Genomic DNA, 19,299 nt, shown 5'->3' on the forward strand with positions numbered 1-19,299 from the left:
GAGTCTGAACTCACCCAGCCTTTATGCTAAGAAGATCATTATCTGGTGCGAAAGAGACTTGTCCACACTGAACCGAGGGAAAAGATGAGCGAGCAAGGCCAATCTGAAAGGCAAGATGCGATGGTGCAAGAGCAAGGTAATCTGCCGGCAGCCTATTGTTATGACCCCTTCAACCTGCGGCATCATATGACGGGGCATCCTGAAAACCGGGAGCGCCTGCGGGGAACCTGGGATCTGCTGCAACAAGATGGTGTTTTGCAGAATATGTTGGAGATACCCTCTACACCTGTGAGCGACGAGCGCTTGCTGAGAATCCACACGAAACGCCATCTTTCCCGGGTAAGACAGGCTGCAGAACGGGGCACCCACCTGGACCCGGACACCTACGTTGGATCCGATTCTGAAGAGGCCGCCAGGTTAGCTTGCGGCGGCCTATGCAATCTGGTCAACGCGGTGCTCAGCGGCACAGCTCGCAATGGATTTGCCCTGGTGCGTCCTCCGGGTCATCACGCTACCCCCGATCACGCCATGGGTTTCTGTTTGTACAACAATGTGGCTGTGGCTGCTCGGGCCGCACAGGAAGAGCATGGCGTGGAGCGAGTCTTGATCGTGGACTTCGACGTTCACCATGGGAACGGCACCCAGGATGCCTTCTACCAGGATGGCAGCGTGATGTTCTTCAGCACCCACCAGTATCCCTATTATCCCGGCTCAGGAGACTGGAACCAGACCGGCCTCGGGCAGGGCACTGGCGCGACGGTGAATGTTCCCTTCTCCGCCGGCGTGGGCGACGAGGGGTATCAAAGTGCGTTCGCGCAGATATTGTTGCCCCTGGCTCATCGGTTTCGACCCGATTTGATCCTGGTCTCCGCCGGCTATGATGCACACTGGAATGATCCGTTGGCGAGCATGCAACTTACCCTGACAGGCTATGCCGATCTGGTGGGCCGCTTGATCGAGATGGCAGATGAGTTAAACAATGGACGGATTGTTTTTTCTCTGGAAGGTGGCTATCATCTGGAAGTGTTGGCCCATGCCGTGCTCAATACGTTGCGTCTGTTGAGTGACGGGTCCCAGGAAATCAGTGATCCCCTGGGGCCGTGCCCATGGCCTGACCGGGAGCATCATGAGGTAGTGATGCAGGTGCGCCATGTCCATGGGCTGCGGTGATCCTGCCATCTACAACCACTTGCTGATCTTGGCTGCGTGGGTGACCTCATGTTAAAATGGACTTCACAACCCATAACATTCAGAGATTTAAGGAGAAAAACGTGGAACGAACCCTGGTGATCATCAAACCTGATGGTGTACAGCGAGGCTTGATCGGTGAAATTATCACGCGATTGGAAAGACGCGGCCTGCGAATTGCCGGTATGAAGCTGTTGCAGGTCAGCAATGAGTTGGCGCACACACATTATGCCGTGCATGAGGGCAAGCCCTTTTTTGCCGGCCTGATCCAGTTCATTACTTCGGGTCCTGTGGTCGTGATGGCTCTGGAGGGCAGCAACGCTATCGCGGTGACCCGCAAGACTCTGGGAACGACCTCGCCGGGTCAGGCTGAGCCGGGCACCATTCGGGCAGATTTCGGCATGGATATCGGATTCAATCTCGTTCACGGATCTGATGGTGCTGAGACCGCAGCGCAGGAACTGGCATTATGGTTCGGCGAGAATGAACTGGTGAGTTTCGAGCGAGCCATCGATCCCTGGATCTATGAGTGATACCTGATTCCCGGCCTGATCAGGCCCTACTGGATCTTCAAGACCACCTGTGCGTCCTTCCAGAGCTGCTCGAGGTCATAGAATTGACGGGTGGATTCGTTAAAGACGTGTACGACGACGTCCCCGTAATCGAGTAGCGTCCAGCCGGCATCGGGCTTGCCTTCCGGTGGCCTGAGAGGAAGAATATCCTCTTTTTTGAGATCCGATGCGATCGAATCGAGTATCGCTTTGGTCTGGCGGGTACTATCCGACGTACAGATCACAAAGTAGTCGGCCAGCACCGAAATCTCACGCAGGTCGAGCAACGTGATGGCCGATGCCTGCTTTTCTTCAGCCAATTCGATGATCTTTCGTGCGAGTTCAGATGAGTTCAGAGTGGTATCTCCTGATATGCTGGAACTGTTTTGACCCACTGGCGACCCGAATTTTAGCACAGGGTGGGCGCTAGCACAAAGGAACCGGATCAGGGTGCTTGTTCCCCTTCGATGGTACAACTGGTGTCGATAGGGGAGGGAAGAGAAAGCCCCCATCGGTGCGCCTGGGTTGGTTCCGAAACAGGCTGGCGAGTTGTGGTATGGTCATAGGCTCGACCGGCGATACCGGGCCACTGTAACTCAGCGGCTATCTTCCGGGAAGCGGCGAACTCTGCCGGCAGGGTTGCGTTCAGGTCCCGATAGGGGGAGACCGTACCGACGACCCAGGCCCGTTGGCCTGCGGGAATCTGATTGAGGGCTTCCAGGTTGTTGGCGAAGAGAGGATGCCAACTCAGAGCCTGTTGCCAGTAATAGTTGAATACCGGTGCATCCAATTCGTCGACCCAGAGCGAATCATCCGGCCGGGTTTCTCTCGCCAGCGCGGCAGCAACCTGGTTCCAGGGAGGTTTGGGCGCCGTCAGAATAGTCATCAGGCTTAGCGTCAATAATATAGCAAACAGGCCTGTCGCGAGAATTCCCCACCTGTTTCGGTGTTGGCTGAATGACGGCCTGTCACGTACGATTACCCACGCGGCGGCCACCGCCGCGAAGGGAAGCAGGATGACGAGATGCCTCTTGATAGTGAAGAGCGCTGGCAGCACGCCCAGGATTGCCAACCCTGCGAACAGAACAAGCAGGATGACCCCGGCCGGTAGACTTCGCAACCCATCGCGGGACCGAGGATACCTCGCCAGGATGAAAGCCAGGACAAACGCCAGGCAGATAGCTGCCAGCAAGGTGAAGGAAAGTAATGGTCGGGCCAGCTCCGGCGTCAAAGATACCCCCAGTGCCTGTGCCCGGACCGCCAGAAAATCGGCCTGGTAGGAGAACCTTCTCAGAACCTGCCGTTGAGGTGAGATCAGCCACCAGCCCACGAAGGGCAGCAACAATGCTGCCTGCAACAGCGCCCACCGCAACCCCCTGTTGTGTGGTTGGTTCTTCTCCTGTTCTCTCCAGGGCCAACCGCTGGCGAGAATCAGGTTCAGGCCACCCCAAATGACCAGGGCCCCATACTCCACGAAAAGCGCTGACCATCCAAGGATCAGGTAAATGAAGGCGCTGACCAATCTCGGGTGTTTCCACCAGCGTAATCCGGCCAGCACCATGCCCAGGGCCAGCGTAGTCAGAAGCGCGTATGGACGAGCCTCTTGACTGTACCACACGTGAAGGGGAGCCACGGCAATCAGGGCGGCAGTGGCGATAGCCGCCCACTCTCTCCACCGGCTATCCAGTGAAGCTGGGATAACTTCTCTCGCCAGCGTCCAGGTCAAGGGCACGGCAAGCGCTCCCAACAGCGCTGACGGGAAACGAAGCCACCATTCACTGGTGCCCAGCGTTGTCACTGCGCGCAGCATGAGGTAGTACCCGGGAGGATGAGGGTCGCAGAGTTGCCAGATGAGCCTCTGGAGGGGAAGTTGAGAGAAGAAGTAGCTGCTACCCTCGTCGGGAACCAGCGATTTGCTTCCCAGTGCCAGCAGTCGAAGCAGAAATGCCCCAAGGGTCAGCAGAATCAACAGATAGATGAAAAGGTTAGGAGGTTTGCTCTGGGTCTTCACGAGAATCGCTGTCGCCGGATGATGATGTTGATGCCCCACTGCTCTCGTCCAAACAAGGTCGCGTGAGCAGGTGGGTCGAGACTGCTGCTGCTGCGCCAAACACGGCGAAGCTCAAGGCATACCCCCGCTGGGCCACCAGGGGTGCATCGGTCAGTCCATGGCTGGCATAGGCGATCAGACTGCCAAACAAACCAATGGCCAGCGCGGTCAGATCAGCGGTCGCTGAGTCCTTTTGCTCCCGACTCTGCCAGCTTTTTGATGCAACAACAAGACCGGCCGCCAGAGCCAGAAACATGGCAAGTTGTGCGATCAATCCCGGAATCCCCAGTTCAGCAGCTGTCAACAGGAAGATGTTGTGGGCGTGAATGAACTCCCCGGTGAACTCGTTGAAGAAAGGAGGATAAAGTACCATGACGACCCGTTCGAACATACCAGGTCCCACGCCCGAAAGGCCGAAGTCCCTGACAATCGCCAGGGATCGGATCCACAGTTCAATGCGGCTGGGCAAGGTATCAAGCGACGTGCCTGTTGTCTGTACAGGTTCGAAGAGGTTGGAGACCAGCCATCCAGGCCTGGTTAGCAGAAGGATCACACCTCCGACGATACCGGCGATGACCACGACCATCCACCAGCGCCGGTATCGCAGCAACGGCATCAGCAACAGTGCCACAACCGCAGCAACCCAGGCGCCTCTTGACTGGGTAAGCATCAAGACCAATGCCACCAGAATCACGGCGATGATGGCAAGGATGCGCAGCCAACGAGTCCTGGACCATGCTGCCAGTGCGACTGCCGGCGGCAACAGAATTACCATAGCGCCCCCGGTCAGGTTGGGATGGGTCCCTTCCGATTGCCATGGCAGAAACCTGGTGGGCAGGAAGTCATAGAGGATTGATGGCAGAAGCCCTTTCCCGGGAAACCAGCGTGTGCCTGCCACCATGAGCAAGGCCAGGACAAGCGAACCTGTCAGGAACACCCCCGGCAGATACCGCATCCAGGCGCTGCCGGCCAACCCAGCCAGGCCGTACAAGATTGCCCACCCGGCGATGATCTTGTACACCGCTGGCCAACTGGTCATTGGATCGGCGCTGGCCCAGACTCCCAGCGGCAACAGGAGCAGAAAAAGTAGATTGGGCCAGTCGACAGGGGTTCTCGGTACCAGGGTGCCGCTGCTCAAGGCCCGCCAGGCAAACAGCGTCGCAAGCCCCGCCAGCGCGGCAACGAGGACAGCACCGGGAATGCGACCTGGAAACAGCAACGGGACCGCCAAGGCTGCACAACCCATCAAGAAGGCCAGGGCGCGCCATTCCACAGCCAGGTGTGTTCTGAAATTAGAGGGGGATGTTTCGCCGGCGTGCGTCATGTGAGCCCCACTATAACATATTGCCAGAACTGATGCAAAGCGTTTTACCTGTCGAATGGCATACGGCCTGGCAACGCTAAGCTGACCACTCGATGAACAGGGAACAAGCATAGAGTATGTTGCGTCTGAAACTGAGATGAACCCTGTACCCGGACAACATCAGAAATCACCGAAGAGACCGCATGGCAGAGCTGTGTCATGCTTCTCCTGGTTTGGTGATAATGACCTTTGATGTTAGAATCTCTGCACGTTCTTCAAAAGAACACCCCATTCCAGAAAGGAGGATGCGGTATCTTATGAATATGTTCAAGAAGCCAGGTCTGCCAATTCTCATAGCCACCTTGTTGGTGGTAAGTGTGTTGGCTGCCTGTGCCACCGCAAGTGCCGAAACAATCGTCGAACATGAAGCGGCCGCTGCTCAGAGCAGTGGCGAGACTATCGTCCTGTACGTCGGACCAACCCTGGTTGATTGTGTGGGCGCATCGCCCCAGAAGTGCATGCTCGTCAAACAGAATCCTGAAGACGACTACCAGTATTTCTATGATCAGATCGAGGGCTTCGACTACGAGGAAGGCTACGAATACCAACTGTTGGTCAACGTCCAGCAGGTGGAGAACCCACCGGCCGATGCCTCCAGCCTGAAGTTCACCCTGGTGGAGATGGTCGAGAAAACACCTGTCGATGCCGCCGTTGGCACCGGCGAGTCCGCTGGCAGCCATGAAGGCACCCTTTGGGTGCTTCAATCCTACGCCAACGTTGATGGAGAGACGGTGTCCGTCTTGCCAAATACGCGCGTTACCGCTGAATTCCTGGAAGGTCAAGTTGCCGGGGACACCGGATGCAACCGCTATTTCGGAACTTACGTTCTTGATGGGAGCAACCTGACTGTTGAACTCGGAGGGGTCACCATGAGGGCTTGTCCTGGGCTCATCATGACCCAGGAGAAGGATTTCCTGGATGCACTGGCCAGTTCGGCGACCTATGCGGTCGATGGTGAACAGTTGGAAATTTCCAACACCGACGGTGACGTCGTTCTCACCTTCGCGGCTGATCAGCCCCTGTCTCTGACAGGCACCCCCTGGCAATTGATCTCCTTCAACACCGGCAATGCCCTGTTGTCCAGCCTGACAACCGAGTTGATCACGGCCGAATTCGGTGAAGATGGAAACATGACCGGGTTTGCCGGTTGCAACAATTATACAGCACGCTACCGCACCAAGGATGATAGCATCGAGATCGGTCCGGCGGCCACCACACGCAAGATGTGTGCGGAGCCGCAGGATGTGATGGAAACGGAAGCAGGCTATCTGGCTGCCCTGGAGCGAGCTGCCAGCTACCAGATCGAGGGAATCGAGCTGACTCTGCTAGACCAGGATGGCACGCGGGTTGCAATCTATCGGGCTTCAGGCGAGACAGCGGAAGTTGCACCTGATACTGAAGTGATTGCACCAGCAGTTCCCGTGGCAGAGCCAACACCGGAGGTAGTGGACACCTATCACGCCCTGCTGCCGTCGGCCGACAGCCGGGGCCGCGTGGTTGAGCTCGATTTGATGGATGATGGCAGCGCTACGCTGATCATCGATTACCTCAATGATGAGCCACCGATTGTTGAGACGGGCACCTGGCAGGCTAACGACGATGGCACAGTGACTCTCACATTGCTTGCCATAGATGATCGTGCCCTTAACGATCCCGATGTGATCACCTTCGAAACAGACGGGGATAACTTGCGGGCGGTTGACTATGACGCGGAGCTTTACGGCTCGGCCGGCCTGCCGCTCAGCAGACAAGGGGACTACCACGAGCAGATCGAAGGCGCGAAGCGTGCATTCCTGATACTTGATCTGGAAGCAGGCTTCCCGCTGGATCCCTTCTTCGTCAGTGTCAACGGTGGCGGTGAGCTGGATGCCAGCACCTATGTGGATGGCTGCACCGGCTTCGTGCATAAGGATCCAATTGTCAGCGTTGATTGGGAAGGTGAAACCGACTTCATCGAGGTCTTCTTCTACAGCGATCATGACCCGACCTTGATCATTCAGAAGCCGGACGGCAGCTTCGTCTGCAATGACGATGCCAATGCCCTGCTTCTGGATCCGGTCGTCGAGATGGCGAATCCTGAGAAGGGTATCTATAACATCTGGGTCGGTAGTTACCACGAGAATCAGTTGATTCCCGGTGTGTTGGTGATTACGACGCGACCCGATGTGAACATCGGAACCTTCACCCTGGACGGGCTGGTCAGCCGTGAAGCCATCCCCGAGGTTTTGCAGACGCCTGAAGGGCGCAAGGCTGCGGAAGAGTTGCTGGCCATGATCGAAGCCCGGCAAGGCGACATCGAGAAGCTGACCTCTGGCAGCGAGCCGAAGCAGGTGGATATCACCGCCGAGGGCGATGTTGCTGCCTTTGAGTTCGACATCGAAGGTGCGATCTGTAACGGACATATCGGGGAAATCCCTGACTACGTCTTTGACTGGTCGGGTACCGATCCTTTTGCCGTGTACTTCGAGGGTAATCAGGATGCGACCCTGGTTTTGGTCCAGCCTGGCGGCGCTGTGGTCTGCAACGACGACGCAGTTGCCGGGGAAAACCTCAATCCCTACGTGGTGCTCGAACAACCCCCTGAGGGCCTGTACGCCATCTTCGTCGGGCGAATCGATCCGGAGACCCCGGTCACAGGCCAATTGACGATCGCCGGAATTCCTGACGCGGACGTCGATGTCCTGGAACCGGCCGGCGAGTAAGCTGGGAGCTTTCGATGACTAACTCAACTATGGTTAAACAAGGAGCCTGAATGATGAAACGCTTCTTTCTGATACTGATAATCGTGGCGCTCCTGGCGGTGATCCCCCTGGCAACTACGGACGTGGGGGCCCAGAGCGGAAACCAGTGGCGCGCCGACTACTACCCCAATCTGGACTGGGCAGGCAATCCGGTCTTCACCCAGGTTATTCCCTACCTGAACCTGAATTGGGGTGCAGGGGTACCTGGGCCCAACATGCCGGCCGACAACTGGACGATGCGGGGCACTTCCGATGCCTACTTCTACAGCGGCGTCTATCGTTTCTCGGCATTGGCTGACGATGAGGTTTTGCTGATGATCGACAACGCGGTCTATCTGGACACGCGAGGTAAAGGTCAGTCCGGCAAAAACCAGATGATCGACGTTACCATGACCCAGGGAACCCACCACGTTCAGGTGGATTTCCGGGAGTACACCGGGAACGCCTATATCACGATAAACTGGGAGCTGATCAAGGGCCCAACACCTCCTCCGCCATCCTCCTCCTGTCCCTATCCACCAGCGTCGGCGCCAAGCGTGCAGACGCAATTTGGTGACTATACACCCTGCATTCAGAGCGGCTCACACCAATCGCAGTGTTATGTTTCAGACGGTGCATGGGATTCACCCAATCAGGGTTCCATTCAGATGGAGCCAAAGATCACCATCTGGGGCAATTGCCAACCGGCAGACAGCGATACGACCTGGGCACTTGACTGCTCAACAGATCCGTGGAAGACCCAGAACTACCGTTGTTCGAAGACTCTGTCAGGGTGGTTCCCCTCTTAGAGCTATGAACTGACCCCCGGTGCGTCAACGGGACAAAATCGAATCAACCGCACCCGAGAGTCGACTCTCGGGTGCGGTTTGTATTTTCAACAGTGTTGCACCTCGCCCCCGCCCGGATAAACGTACGGTTTGCGAGACAGATCCTGGATACGTCAGTGAGGTCAGGTCAGCTTGTTTCAGGTGCAGCAGGAAACTCGACAGGCTCAACTGTTTCCTCTTCGGGAGAGCTTTCCACTTTGGGTGGCTCGCCCCCATTTGCCACCAGCGTGAAGTAGTCCCAGGCAGCTTTGCTGACGTCAGCCATGATGCTGCTGCTCAGGTCCCACTCGACCCAACCGAATTTGTGGATAAAGACGGCGACGACATAAGGACCTGCCGGACTCCAGACGATGGCTGCATCACTGTGGCTGTCCTCTACAAAACCGTGCTTGTGGACCATCCTTACATCGGGTGGAAGACCTGTTTCCAGTAGAATGTCCTTTTTGTTCAAGTCCATGAATTCCAGCATCTGGCTGCACTCGTCCGCAGTCAATTGATCTGGATAGATTGCCAGCAAAGTCCCCCCACCTTCACTACACTGAACAAGCCACTCGAGCAACAAGGCACTGTCTTTGGCCGTAGTCTGCATGTGTTTGTCGGGCGCCGTGGAAACATCGGTGCGGCTATTGGCAGGAGTAGAGTAAGTTTTGGGCAAGGAGTCTTTGTCGTAGGGTGTGGCCATGAAACTGTTCTCCAGACCCAGGTTACGCAGGGTAGCGGTGACCCGATCCGCGCCACTCCATTCATCACCGATATTGCCCCCCCCGATCAATCGCAACAGCAGATTGGCTGTAAAATTGCCGCTCAGGCCCATGGTGCTGGTCAGTAGCTTGGTGGTCTCCACGCCAGGCCCCTTTCCCAGCACGCTGCGGTAGAGTTCCGCCATGATCGGTACCTTCATGGTACTCATGCCGGCGAAGGCAATATCGGGATCGACGCTGACCTCCTCATCTCCCCCCACCTGGCGCACGAAGATACTCACCAGACCGGGGAACTGATCGGCGCGATTGGCCAGAAGGCGCTCCAGCTCCTTGATAGTGGGCGGTGGTGGCGGAATCTCCACCAATACGAGATGTGCCTCACGCTGCACTGGATCCTCCAGCGCGTCCAATAGACCTGGCATCGACAGGTTCGGTTCCAGTTCCAAACCCGGTTTCCCTGCCTGGAACATGAAGGTGGATGTATATGGGGTGCCCGGCACCAGGGCCACCCCGGAGGGAGGACGCGGCTCCTGGTCGAAATCCTGAGCCACCTCGTAGAACCAGGCACCCAGCTTCTCTTCGTCCAACGTGTATTTCAACGGGATATCGAGTGGGTCGGGAGGGTGGTCCATCAACTGGCTGGGAAATGGACGCCAGAATCCCAATCCCTCTCCAAAGGGCACCGCTTCGGCGATCATCGCGTTGACGTCTGGTTGGAAGCCGATGTCCTCTGGATAGAGGATAATGCGTTCACCATCGTAATAGACGGCAACCGGCTGCATGAAGGTCTCGTGCAAATTGCCGGCGATCTCCTCCAGGTCCTGGCCCGAGGGATCGAGACCTGCCAGTGAAATCCCCCCGGGCAGTGGTCCCTGGCTGTTGTAATACGCGAGGGCACTGGGGCCCAGCAAAACAGCCACGGCCACAAGGATCACGAGAAGGAGCAGCAGTAGATTGCGCATCACTCCCACTCGATAGTTCCAGGCGGCTTGCTGGTGATGTCGTATACCACCCGGTTTATCCCTGCTACCTCATTGACGATGCGGTTGCTGATGCGAGCGAGCAGGGCATGAGGAAGCCGCGCCCAATCGGCGGTCATGAAATCATCTGTTGTCACCGCCCGAAGGGCTACCACATCAGCGTAAGTGCGATTGTCTCCCATGACGCCTACGCTCTTGACCGGCAACAAGACGGCAAAAACCTGGGCAGTCTTTCTATATAAGCCAGCCTCCCGCAGTTCTTCCAGCAGAATGGCGTCGGCCTGGCGCAGGGTCTCCAGCCGTTCCCAGGTGACTTCTCCCAGGATACGTATGGCCAATCCCGGACCAGGGAATGGGTGTCGCCAGACAATCTCCTCCGGTAGGCCCAGGGCTTCGCCGACTGCACGAACCTCGTCCTTGAACAGGAGCCGAAGAGGCTCGATCAGGGTGAAAGCCATATCCTCTGGCAATCCCCCTACGTTGTGATGGGTCTTGATGGTACGTGCGGCCCGTTCTTTGCCGCCGCTGGCGCTCTCGATCACATCGGGGTACAGCGTGCCCTGGGCCAGGAATCCGATAGTCTCTCCGGAGTGTTTGCCGTCCCTGGACCAATCTAACGCAATACGGGCTGCTTCTTCCTCAAAAACACGGATAAAACGATGGCCAATCTGGCGCCGCTTCTGCTCAGGATCGCTGACTTCGGCCAGGTCCGCGAGAAAGGCCTCAATGGCATTGACCGCGACTAATTGCATCTGCATGTTTCGTTCGAATGTGTCGATCACTTGCTGCGCTTCGCCAAGGCGCAGCAACCCATGGTCCACGAAAAAGCATGTCAATTGATCGCCGATCGCTTCATGAAGCAGGGCCGCCACCACCGACGAGTCGACCCCGCCCGATAGACCACAGATCACATGCTGCCCTCCAACCCGTTCGCGAATACACAGCACGCTTTCCTCGATGAAATTGCTGGCAGTCCAATCGGGGATGGCGCCACAGATATCCACCGCGAAGGCGCGCAACATCTCGGATCCTTGGGGCGTGTGGGTTACTTCAGGATGGAATTGCAAGCCGTAACAGCTGCTTTCCTGGTCTCCTATGGCTGCGCAGGGTGAATTTTGCGAGGTAGCCAGGACCTGCCAGCCCGGCGGCAAGGCCTCGAGTCGATCGCCGTGGCTCATCCAGACAGACATGGGATTGGCGACCGGGGCATGGGATTGTGCGGTTGCAGTCGAACTGCCCTCCCGCTCGGTCCGCTCGCCAATCCTGGCAAACAGCGCATTGTCCGGCTGCAGCAACTCTATATCGGCCGGCCCGTACTCACGGGCGGCAGCCGGAGCCACGCGGCCACCCAGGTTGTGAGCCAGAAGTTGCATGCCGTAACAGATGCCCAAAACCGGCAGGCCCGACTCGAGAACATAGGAGGGCAGGGCTGGCGCGCCAGGCTCGTAGACACTGGCCGGGCCACCGCTGAGAATGAAACCCTTGATGGTCCTGTTAGCCAACACCTCTTCAGCGGGTTCATCCCAATAAACCAGTTCTGAAAAGACGTTCTGCTCTCGCACCCGCCGGGCGATCAGCTGGGCGTATTGAGAGCCGAAATCGAGCACGATAATGGTGTCGTGGGGCATGATAGAACTGCCATTTACTCCAGAGCTCTTGGGGACTCGTGCAATCTTAATCCTGAAAAACGATCCTGCCGTTGTCCATATTGCTGATAATGGCCAGGGATTCGATGGGCACTTGCCAGTGGCCAAGGTCGTTCCTGCCGCTTTCGAAGGACTTTTCGATGACAGCGCCGATTCCAACCATGGTTGCACCAGCGGTTAAAACCAGGCGAGCCATAGCTTCGATGGTTTTACCGGTAGCCAGGAAGTCGTCGATCACCAGCACACGGTCTCCAGGTCCGAGGAACTCTGGCGAGACGGTTAATGTTACCTCCCGGCCTTTGGTGTGGCTGGGTGCGGTTTCGACTATGGCATTGGGGTGCATGGTGATCGGTTTTGTCTTGCGCGCGTAGACGACCGGTACTCCCAGGGCCAGGGCTGTGGTTAGCGCAGGCGCAATGCCGCTAATCTCCGCGGTGAACACCTTGTTGGGTTGAAGGTGAGCAAAGCGGGCTGCAAGCGCTCCACCCACAGCCAACATCAGGGTGGGATCCACCTGGTGGTTGATGAAGCTGTCAACTTTCAGGATGCCGTTCCCCAAATTGACGCCGTCGCGCCGAATGCGTTCCTTGAGGATTTCCACAGGAGCTCTCCTCTACTAATAAAGCGAAAAGGGTAACTGAACAACTTGTGCTGAGTTGCAAACATTGTAGCCCACGGTGACGTGCACGGCAAGTTCCCTCCTTTTATGTACTCAAAAGTACTCAGCAATTCTCAATATGCAGGGGAGTCGAGGCTGTACGAAGTCCCCACTTTTCTGGGTTAGCCGGGTTGATCTTGCACAAACTCAGCTGACAAACCGCCTGACCCAAAGAATGGGGGCTACGCACAGGCTAGACTCCAGCCCCCAGATTCGTCATATTGAGAATTGCTGCTTTGTACTTCCAGCTTCCTAGAGGAAATTAGAGGGACCTGGTCGACTTCATGGTATAATCCAACCAACCGCAACAGTGGCGGTCCTTGGGAAAAGGCAGGTCTGTGGCTAAACTGATTCGCTGAACCACTGGTTTGCCATTCCCCACTAATTCGAGGAGACTTGTCAATGGTGACATACCTATTGGATGGCCAACACTTGACGATAGAAGATGTCGTGGCAGTGGCAGCAGCGCCACCAAACACGGTCAAGCTTGATCTGACGGCAGATGCGCGAAAGAGAGTGGCTCGATCCCGAGAGGCCGTGGAGGATTTCGTGCAGCGCCGTCAGGTGGTCTATGGGATTACCACCGGATTTGGCGCATTCTGTGACCGGTTCATCGATCCCGAGCAAGCAGCACAGCTTCAGCGCAACATCGTGATGAGCCATGCGGTCGGAGTCGGGGATCCTCTGGAACGGCAAGAGGTGCGGGCCATGATGCTGATTCGCGCCAATACCCTGGCAAAAGGCTATTCCGGTTGCCGGCAGGATCTGATCGATCTTTTGCTGCGCATGTTGGAGCAAGGGGTTCACCCAGTGATCCCCCGACAAGGTTCTCTGGGAGCCAGCGGAGACCTGGCGCCCCTGGCCCACATGGCCCTGGTGATGATAGGATTAGGGGAAGCGGAGTATCAGGGAGAGATCATGCCCGGGGCAACTGCCCTGGCGGTTACCGGGTTGGCACCAGTATCCTTGCAGCCCAAGGAGGGACTTGCATTGACCAATGGTACAACCTTGATGGCCGCTCTGGGGTCCCTGGCAGTAGTTGAGGCGGAGAACGCCGCCAGCATCGCCGACATCGCAGGCTGCCTGAGCCTGGAGGCCTTGCACGGCACAGCGACCGCGTATGATCCGCGGCTTCAGGCTGTGCGTCCCCATCCCAGAGCCGGGGAGTGTGCGGCTCATCTGCGGCGCCTGTTGGGGGGATCGACCTTTGTACGCGATGTCGCCGTGGACGTGGCGGGACCGCAAGCGAACGTTTCCCGGGAGCCGCAGGATGCCTATACCTTACGGTGTATCCCCCAGGTGCACGGCGCGTGTCACGATGCAATCAAATACGCGCGCTGGGTGGTAGAGATCGAACTCAACGCCGCCACGGACAACCCACTGATCTTCGTCGACGAGCAGAGCGGTCAAGTGGATGTCATAAGCGGAGGCAATTTCCATGGCGAGCCCCTCGCTATTGCCTTCGACTATCTGGCCCTCGCGCTGACGGAGTTGGGCAATATGTCGGAGCGGCGATTGTGTCGATTGACCGACGGGGCCAGCAATCGACACGTTCTTCCCGATTTTCTGACAGCCGAAGGAGGGTTGAACAGCGGCTTCATGTTGGTCCAATACACAGCAGCTGCTCTGGCTTCGGAGAACAAATCGCTTTCCCATCCTGCCAGCGCTGATACGATCCCTACCAGTGCCAACTGGGAGGACCACGTCAGCAATGGGCCGATTGCGGCCCGCCAGGCGCGACGGGTGCTTCGCAACGTAGAGACCATGTTGGCCATCGAACTGATGGCAGCCGCCCAGGGTATCGATTTTCGACGCGAGGCGTTGCCTGATGCAACATTGGGACGCGGTACCCTGGTGGCTTACGATCTGATTCGCCAGGAGGTACCCTTTCTGGAGCAAGACGCGGTCATGTATCCTCACATTGAGGCCTCGCGTCGCCTGGTGGCAGAGGGCAGATTGCAGGCAGCAGTGCGCGATGCCTTGGATTCGTGACTGGTTTGCATCGCGGTGGCGTCGAGGATGTAGGGGGCGTGGATGACGGTTTTCTGACCGTTCTCTTTGTTCAACAGGGTAACGGACAACATCCGGTCACCGTCGGTCTCGGCAAAAATGGGTCGATGGCGCAAGAGCACCTCTATTTGCCGGCCAGAGCGGTAGGGGGCCAGCATCTCCTCCAGCGCGGCCAGAGCTACGCGTGGTTCGTGACACAAGGGGCTGACGCCGCCCAGGCCCGGATTGAGATTCACATCGGCGCGGGCCGCAGGTGTGAGCGGGTAGTTTCGCCGGTAATAATTACGAATCTTGTACCGGAGTTGGCGATAGCTGGCCGTGCAGCCGGTGGTCTCGATCCAGGGATGTTCATCCGGCGGTACGGCCTGGGCCGTCAATTGGCCGCCCATCCAATCGGTTTCTTCGGTCATGATGACTTTTTTACCCAGGCGCAGGGCAGCCAGCGCTGCGCCCACACCGCCCAAACCGGCGCCTACAATCAGAATGTCTGTTTGTTGTTCTTTCATTGGTATGGATTTTCCGTCGGTTTTGAGCTCGGTACCGGGTTTAGGGCAACCCATCATACCCTTGCCTGCTGGATTCACGCTCGATGCCCAGGAGGAACGTATGGTAGAAATCCTCTTCTTCGCAAGGGGAATTGGGCTTGTAGGTCAAGACACTGATCAAGCGGCTACTACGTATTCTAAACGTATATCATACTTCAATATTTGCTGTCAACAGCCCCCCGGCGACGCTAGATCGGGTTTCAGCGACGATGGAGCGGAATTCGGGTAGTTAGAAAGTACTAACCTTGCCTTAATGCTTCATTAAGGTTGGCGCACTAGAATATGGTTAAGTCGTTCGGTAAGACGAATGATGCTCCTTCCTTCCTCCTTGCGGGGCGGTGGTTTGGGACGGACCGCCGCCCCTCTTTCTTTTCTACACATTTTGCCTTTACTTTGCCAAAGAGATATAATCTCGCAGCGGAACAGGTCAATCCTGTTCTGAAAAGTTTGCATTTTGGAGGCACCCGTGAGTAAGGAAACAAGCGCTTCTCCGGTAGCAGCAGATGTCGAAAGCCTGAAGTCTCAGGTCAAGGCACTCAAGGAGGCGATCCGCCGTCTTGAACTGCACATGGAAGAAATCGAAGAGGAACTCGCTTCGTTACGCAATTTGATCTAGCGCCGTTAAATCGCTGATCCAATTGAGTTAGAAGCCAGCCTTCCGCGCTGGATGTAGACCGATTGAGGCCTGCATCCAGCGCGGTTTGCTTTCTCCGTTGACCGATCCGTAACCCAGGCGGTAGCTCATGCATCCAAGAAGTGCCGAGGGCAGACAAGAGTCTGGCTGCCCAGGTTGAAACAAAAAAGAACACCGATTATTGCATTATGCAGGAATACAGGAAATAGGAGTGAACAATGGCATTGTTAACAGAACAAGACGCCGCTGCCGTCAAAGAGCAATTTGATGAGGCGCTGAGCCAACCGATAAAACTGGTCATGTTTACCCAGGAGTTTGAGTGTTCCTACTGCCGGGAGACACGGGAGATTCTGGAGGAACTGGCGGGACTCTCTTCACTGATCACCGTCGAGGTCTACGACTTCGTCGAGGACAAGGAATTGGCCGATCAATATGGCGTGGACAAGATACCGGCGGTCTTGGCGTTGGGGACTGGTGAGGATGGCGACATCGACTTCGGCATTCGCTTCTTCGGCATTCCCAGCGGCTATGAGTTTGTGAGTCTTCTGGAGGCCATCAAGTTGGTGGGCGGTGGCGACGTCGAGTTAAGCCAGGCAACCCTGGACAAGTTGGCAACTCTGGAAGAGCCATTGCACCTCCAGGTATTTGTGACGCCGACCTGCCCCTATTGCCCCCGGGCGGTAGTGCTGGCGCATCAACTGGCTTTTGCCAGCCCGAAGGTGACTGCAGATATGGTGGAAGCGACCGAATTCCCCCACCTGTCAAACAAATACAATGTGATGGGTGTACCTCGAACCATCGTCAATGAGGACACGCACATCGAGGGCGCGGTCCCAGAGCCAATGTTGATGGCTCGCCTGCCAATCGGCGACTGAATTCATCACACACCCCCTGTTTGAACCGGGCGCGTGCGTTCCAGGGAACCCATTCGCCCGGTTTTTGATTCCCGGCTGTATCGACTGAGGCAGCAAACATGAGTCTCTCTGTTGGACAGGGTGAACTGCTGAGAGTATAATGAAATCGCAGGTATGGTTGCGGAGGATTGGCCTGCTTGGTGTATTGTTGCCTTGAAATACATTGAACGATCCGTGGACAAGGAGTGAACGAGTAGATATGTCCGATCGCGCTTCTCCTCGCGATATTGCGTTGGCGGCGCTGATGATTGCCTTGGTAGCCGTTGTAACCCGTTTCCTGATCGTGCCGATCGGACAAGGGTTCTTCAATTTTTCCGATACCGCCGTCTATTTCGCGGCATTCACTTTTGGTCCATGGATTGGCTTCGTAGCAGGCGGCGTTGGCGGCGCCATTGCCGATCTCTCGGCGGGTTATCCCAGTTTTGCTCCCCTGACCTTTCTTGCCCATGGCTTACAGGGCCTGGTGGCCGGATGGCTGGTGAGGCGGACTCTTGGCTCTTTGTTTCAACGGATGATCATCGGTTTGATTGGTGGCACCGTAGTTATGGCGGGTGTTTATTTTCTGGGCGAGTATTTCTTTTTGATCTGGGGGGGTCCACCTCAGGCAGTTACTGAATTACCCTTCAATCTGCTTCAGAATGTAATAGGCGGCATCATCGCCATTCCCCTTTCTTTCTTTGTTCGGCGGGCCTATCCTCCTCTGTCTCGTTATACCGACCCACCGCAGGAATAAACGGCCTTGATGTCCGCCATCGTTCTGGACGACGTAAGCTTCGCCTATCCCTCCTATTCATCCGACACACCCCCCTCCAATCTTTTGCGGGGGCTGTCCCTTTCTGTTCCCAAGGGCCAGCGTATAGCTGTGATGAGCGCTATCGGCGCTGGCAAGACCACCCTGGCGCTCATTCTGACCGGCCTGGCCCCTGCCATGACAGGCGGAAAACTGCAAGGTTCTGTTTCTATCGACGGGCTGGATGCTCGCCTGATGTCGGCCGCTGAATTGAGCACCCACGTGGGACTGATTTTCCAGGAACCGGAACGGCAGTTGTTCACTATGGCTGTGGACCAGGAAGTTGCCTTTGGTCTGGAGGGCCTGGCCCTGGCACCTGTCGAAATTAGAGAGAGGGTGGCATGGATCCTTGACCGTACCGGGCTGACCGGTTTGGAGGACCGGCCACCATGGCAACTGTCTGGAGGCGAAAAGAAACGTCTAGCCATTGCTGCCGTACTGGCCATGGAACCCTCCGTCCTGGTACTGGACGAGCCCATGGCCGGATTGGACCCTCAGGGGCGTCGTCAGGTTGCCAGGCTGCTGGCAGAACTGACCGGCATGACGCAGGTGGCCTTGGAAAAAAACGCTGAATTTGTTGCTCGCTGGGCCGATCGCGTTGTCGTTCTGGCTGATGGCAAGATCGCCATGGATGGTACGCCCCACGTCATCTTTCGAGACGTAGCCTCTCTGAAGGAACTGGGGATTGCCGTTCCGCAGATTGCCGAGCTGGCAGATCGACTGAGGCAGGCCGGTGAGCAGGTGGACTTTCTTACCGCCCAGGCTGCTTTTGATCGGCTGCCGCAGCAGTCATCTGACACAGGGCCGGTGACCATGCCAGCCGTCGATTGTGGGGAAAAGGCCGATGCCTCGCCCGAGCTTCGGTCCGGTGCAATAGACATTCGCGAGCTCGTATTCAGTTACGAAGACGGCCCTCGTGCACTTGACGGAGTCGCGCTTCAAGTGCCGGCTGGACAGTTTGTGGCAATCGTGGGGCCTAATGGCAGTGGAAAGAGTACCCTTGCGCGCCACTTGAATGGCCTGCTTCGTCCCCAATCGGGAACGGTCAGCGTCAATGGCTTGCCCACCGAGGGGAGGCATGTCGGTGATCTTGCCAGGGATGTGGGCTATGTGTTTCAGAATCCCGATCACCAGATCTTTGCTGCGACGGTACGGGAGGAGATAGCGTTCGGCGCCAGCAACCTGGGCTTTTCGGGCGATGCTCTGGAATCACGGGTCGACCAGGCACTTTCGGACTTTGGCCTGGAAGCAGTCGCTGAAACACCCCCGGCGATCCTCAACTATGGCATGCGCAAGCTGGTTACGACAGCCTCCGTATGGGTCATGCAGCCATCTATCTGGGTGTTGGACGAGCCCTTTGTCGGTCTTGACGGCCGCTATACAGGCGTATTGAAACAGCATCTGCAGTCGCTCCATGAGGACGGTTATACCATCGTGTTAATAAGCCACGATTTAAGCATCGTGGCTGAGGTCGCCGAGCGGCTGGTTGTTCTCAATCGAGGAGAGGTTGTGATGGATGGATCGGTGGCTTCGGTCCTGGCCAGGACGGGGGAGTTGGCTCGCTACGGCCTTCGTCCACCACCCATCACGCGTCTTTCCAGGCAACTCGCTCCCCTGGGGTTTCCCCACCCGATTCTGACGGTGGATCAGTTTATGCAGCAACGGCGATCCTATTCAGAGGCTCTTGTCCAGGGTTAACCC

16 protein-coding genes are annotated in these 19,299 nt (G+C 56.9%); 9 read left to right on the forward strand and 7 right to left on the reverse strand.

Features of this window, described 5'->3' with window-relative positions:
* Window positions 1–84 precede the first annotated feature (84 nt).
* Window positions 85–1,170 carry a histone deacetylase gene (locus U9R25_05020; protein ID MEA3335249.1) on the forward strand — a complete coding sequence of 362 codons (1,086 nt, stop codon included), beginning with the start codon at window positions 85–87 and terminating at the stop codon, window positions 1,168–1,170.
* Window positions 1,171–1,271: 101 nt separating this feature from the next.
* Window positions 1,272–1,721, forward strand: a complete 450-nt coding sequence (gene ndk / locus U9R25_05025) for a nucleoside-diphosphate kinase (GenBank protein MEA3335250.1) — start codon at window positions 1,272–1,274, stop codon at window positions 1,719–1,721.
* 26 nt (window positions 1,722–1,747) lie between these two features.
* Here the strand turns inward: ndk and rsfS are convergent, their stop codons facing one another.
* The 3 genes from rsfS to U9R25_05040 are packed head-to-tail and all read right to left on the reverse strand — an operon-like array spanning window position 1,748 to window position 5,113.
* Window positions 1,748–2,155 (reverse strand): ribosome silencing factor, encoded by a 408-nt coding sequence (gene rsfS, locus U9R25_05030; protein ID MEA3335251.1) that lies wholly within the window; start codon window positions 2,153–2,155, stop codon window positions 1,748–1,750.
* 29 nt (window positions 2,156–2,184) lie between these two features.
* Complete coding sequence (locus U9R25_05035) at window positions 2,185–3,750, reverse strand: glycosyltransferase family 39 protein (protein MEA3335252.1); 1,566 nt, start codon at window positions 3,748–3,750, stop codon at window positions 2,185–2,187.
* Window positions 3,725–5,113 (reverse strand): O-antigen ligase family protein, encoded by a 1,389-nt coding sequence (locus U9R25_05040; protein MEA3335253.1) that lies wholly within the window; start codon window positions 5,111–5,113, stop codon window positions 3,725–3,727. Before U9R25_05040 ends, U9R25_05035 begins: the two co-directional genes overlap by 26 nt.
* A gap of 296 nt (window positions 5,114–5,409) precedes the next feature.
* Between U9R25_05040 and U9R25_05045 the strand changes: the two genes are divergently transcribed.
* Window positions 5,410–7,854, forward strand: a complete 2,445-nt coding sequence (locus U9R25_05045; GenBank protein ID MEA3335254.1) for an META domain-containing protein — start codon at window positions 5,410–5,412, stop codon at window positions 7,852–7,854.
* Between the two features lie 50 nt (window positions 7,855–7,904).
* Window positions 7,905–8,681 carry a PA14 domain-containing protein gene (locus U9R25_05050; protein MEA3335255.1) on the forward strand — a complete coding sequence of 259 codons (777 nt, stop codon included), beginning with the start codon at window positions 7,905–7,907 and terminating at the stop codon, window positions 8,679–8,681.
* A 166-nt stretch (window positions 8,682–8,847) separates the two neighbouring features.
* Here U9R25_05050 and U9R25_05055 read toward each other — a convergent pair whose 3' ends face one another.
* From U9R25_05055 to xpt, 3 genes are read right to left on the reverse strand one after another with little or no spacing between them, the layout of a single operon-like run.
* Complete coding sequence (locus tag U9R25_05055; GenBank protein ID MEA3335256.1) at window positions 8,848–10,383, reverse strand: serine hydrolase; 1,536 nt, start codon at window positions 10,381–10,383, stop codon at window positions 8,848–8,850.
* Window positions 10,383–12,029, reverse strand: a complete 1,647-nt coding sequence (guaA, locus tag U9R25_05060) for a glutamine-hydrolyzing GMP synthase (protein MEA3335257.1) — start codon at window positions 12,027–12,029, stop codon at window positions 10,383–10,385. The genes U9R25_05055 and guaA overlap by 1 nt, the downstream gene beginning before the upstream one ends.
* A 46-nt stretch (window positions 12,030–12,075) precedes the next feature.
* Window positions 12,076–12,648 carry a xanthine phosphoribosyltransferase gene (gene xpt, locus U9R25_05065; GenBank protein ID MEA3335258.1) on the reverse strand — a complete coding sequence of 191 codons (573 nt, stop codon included), beginning with the start codon at window positions 12,646–12,648 and terminating at the stop codon, window positions 12,076–12,078.
* A gap of 459 nt (window positions 12,649–13,107) precedes the next feature.
* Between xpt and hutH the strand changes: the two genes are divergently transcribed.
* Window positions 13,108–14,697 (forward strand): histidine ammonia-lyase, encoded by a 1,590-nt coding sequence (gene hutH, locus U9R25_05070; GenBank protein MEA3335259.1) that lies wholly within the window; start codon window positions 13,108–13,110, stop codon window positions 14,695–14,697.
* Here the strand turns inward: hutH and U9R25_05075 are convergent.
* Entirely contained in the window at window positions 14,622–15,221 is a 600-nt protein-coding gene (locus tag U9R25_05075) for an FAD-dependent oxidoreductase (protein MEA3335260.1), read from the reverse strand. The genes hutH and U9R25_05075 overlap by 76 nt on opposite strands.
* A gap of 505 nt (window positions 15,222–15,726) precedes the next feature.
* Here U9R25_05075 and U9R25_05080 point away from each other — a divergent pair.
* From U9R25_05080 to U9R25_05095, 4 genes are all read left to right on the forward strand, one after another.
* A complete protein-coding gene (locus tag U9R25_05080; protein ID MEA3335261.1) occupies window positions 15,727–15,876 on the forward strand; it encodes a hypothetical protein in 150 nt (49 codons plus the stop codon).
* Between the two features lie 236 nt (window positions 15,877–16,112).
* Window positions 16,113–16,769 carry a thioredoxin family protein gene (locus U9R25_05085; GenBank protein MEA3335262.1) on the forward strand — a complete coding sequence of 219 codons (657 nt, stop codon included), beginning with the start codon at window positions 16,113–16,115 and terminating at the stop codon, window positions 16,767–16,769.
* 238 nt (window positions 16,770–17,007) lie between these two features.
* Window positions 17,008–17,541 (forward strand): ECF transporter S component, encoded by a 534-nt coding sequence (locus tag U9R25_05090; protein MEA3335263.1) that lies wholly within the window; start codon window positions 17,008–17,010, stop codon window positions 17,539–17,541.
* A 9-nt stretch (window positions 17,542–17,550) separates the two neighbouring features.
* On the forward strand, window positions 17,551–19,296 hold the full coding sequence (locus U9R25_05095; protein ID MEA3335264.1) for an ABC transporter ATP-binding protein: 1,746 nt from the start codon (window positions 17,551–17,553) through the stop codon (window positions 19,294–19,296).
* Window positions 19,297–19,299 lie beyond the last annotated feature (3 nt).

The sequence above is a fragment of the Chloroflexota bacterium genome (assembly GCA_034717495.1).
GTDB lineage: Bacteria > Chloroflexota > Anaerolineae > JAAEKA01 > JAAEKA01 > JAYELL01.

What these genes read in the sequence shown, in the direction of transcription:
- U9R25_05020 (MEA3335249.1), top strand. Translation starts at nt 85, where the DNA reads ATGAGCGAGCAAGGCCAATCTGAAAGGCAAGATGCGATGGTGCAAGAG.
- U9R25_05040 (MEA3335253.1), bottom strand. Translation starts at nt 5,113, where the DNA reads ATGACGCACGCCGGCGAAACATCCCCCTCTAATTTCAGAACACACCTG.
- U9R25_05045 (MEA3335254.1), top strand. Translation starts at nt 5,410, where the DNA reads ATGAATATGTTCAAGAAGCCAGGTCTGCCAATTCTCATAGCCACCTTG.
- U9R25_05050 (MEA3335255.1), top strand. Translation starts at nt 7,905, where the DNA reads ATGATGAAACGCTTCTTTCTGATACTGATAATCGTGGCGCTCCTGGCG.
- U9R25_05055 (MEA3335256.1), bottom strand. Translation starts at nt 10,383, where the DNA reads ATGCGCAATCTACTGCTGCTCCTTCTCGTGATCCTTGTGGCCGTGGCT.
- guaA (MEA3335257.1), bottom strand. Translation starts at nt 12,029, where the DNA reads ATGCCCCACGACACCATTATCGTGCTCGATTTCGGCTCTCAATACGCC.
- hutH (MEA3335259.1), top strand. Translation starts at nt 13,108, where the DNA reads ATGGTGACATACCTATTGGATGGCCAACACTTGACGATAGAAGATGTC.
- U9R25_05075 (MEA3335260.1), bottom strand. Translation starts at nt 15,221, where the DNA reads ATGAAAGAACAACAAACAGACATTCTGATTGTAGGCGCCGGTTTGGGC.
- U9R25_05085 (MEA3335262.1), top strand. Translation starts at nt 16,113, where the DNA reads ATGGCATTGTTAACAGAACAAGACGCCGCTGCCGTCAAAGAGCAATTT.
- U9R25_05090 (MEA3335263.1), top strand. Translation starts at nt 17,008, where the DNA reads ATGTCCGATCGCGCTTCTCCTCGCGATATTGCGTTGGCGGCGCTGATG.
- U9R25_05095 (MEA3335264.1), top strand. Translation starts at nt 17,551, where the DNA reads ATGTCCGCCATCGTTCTGGACGACGTAAGCTTCGCCTATCCCTCCTAT.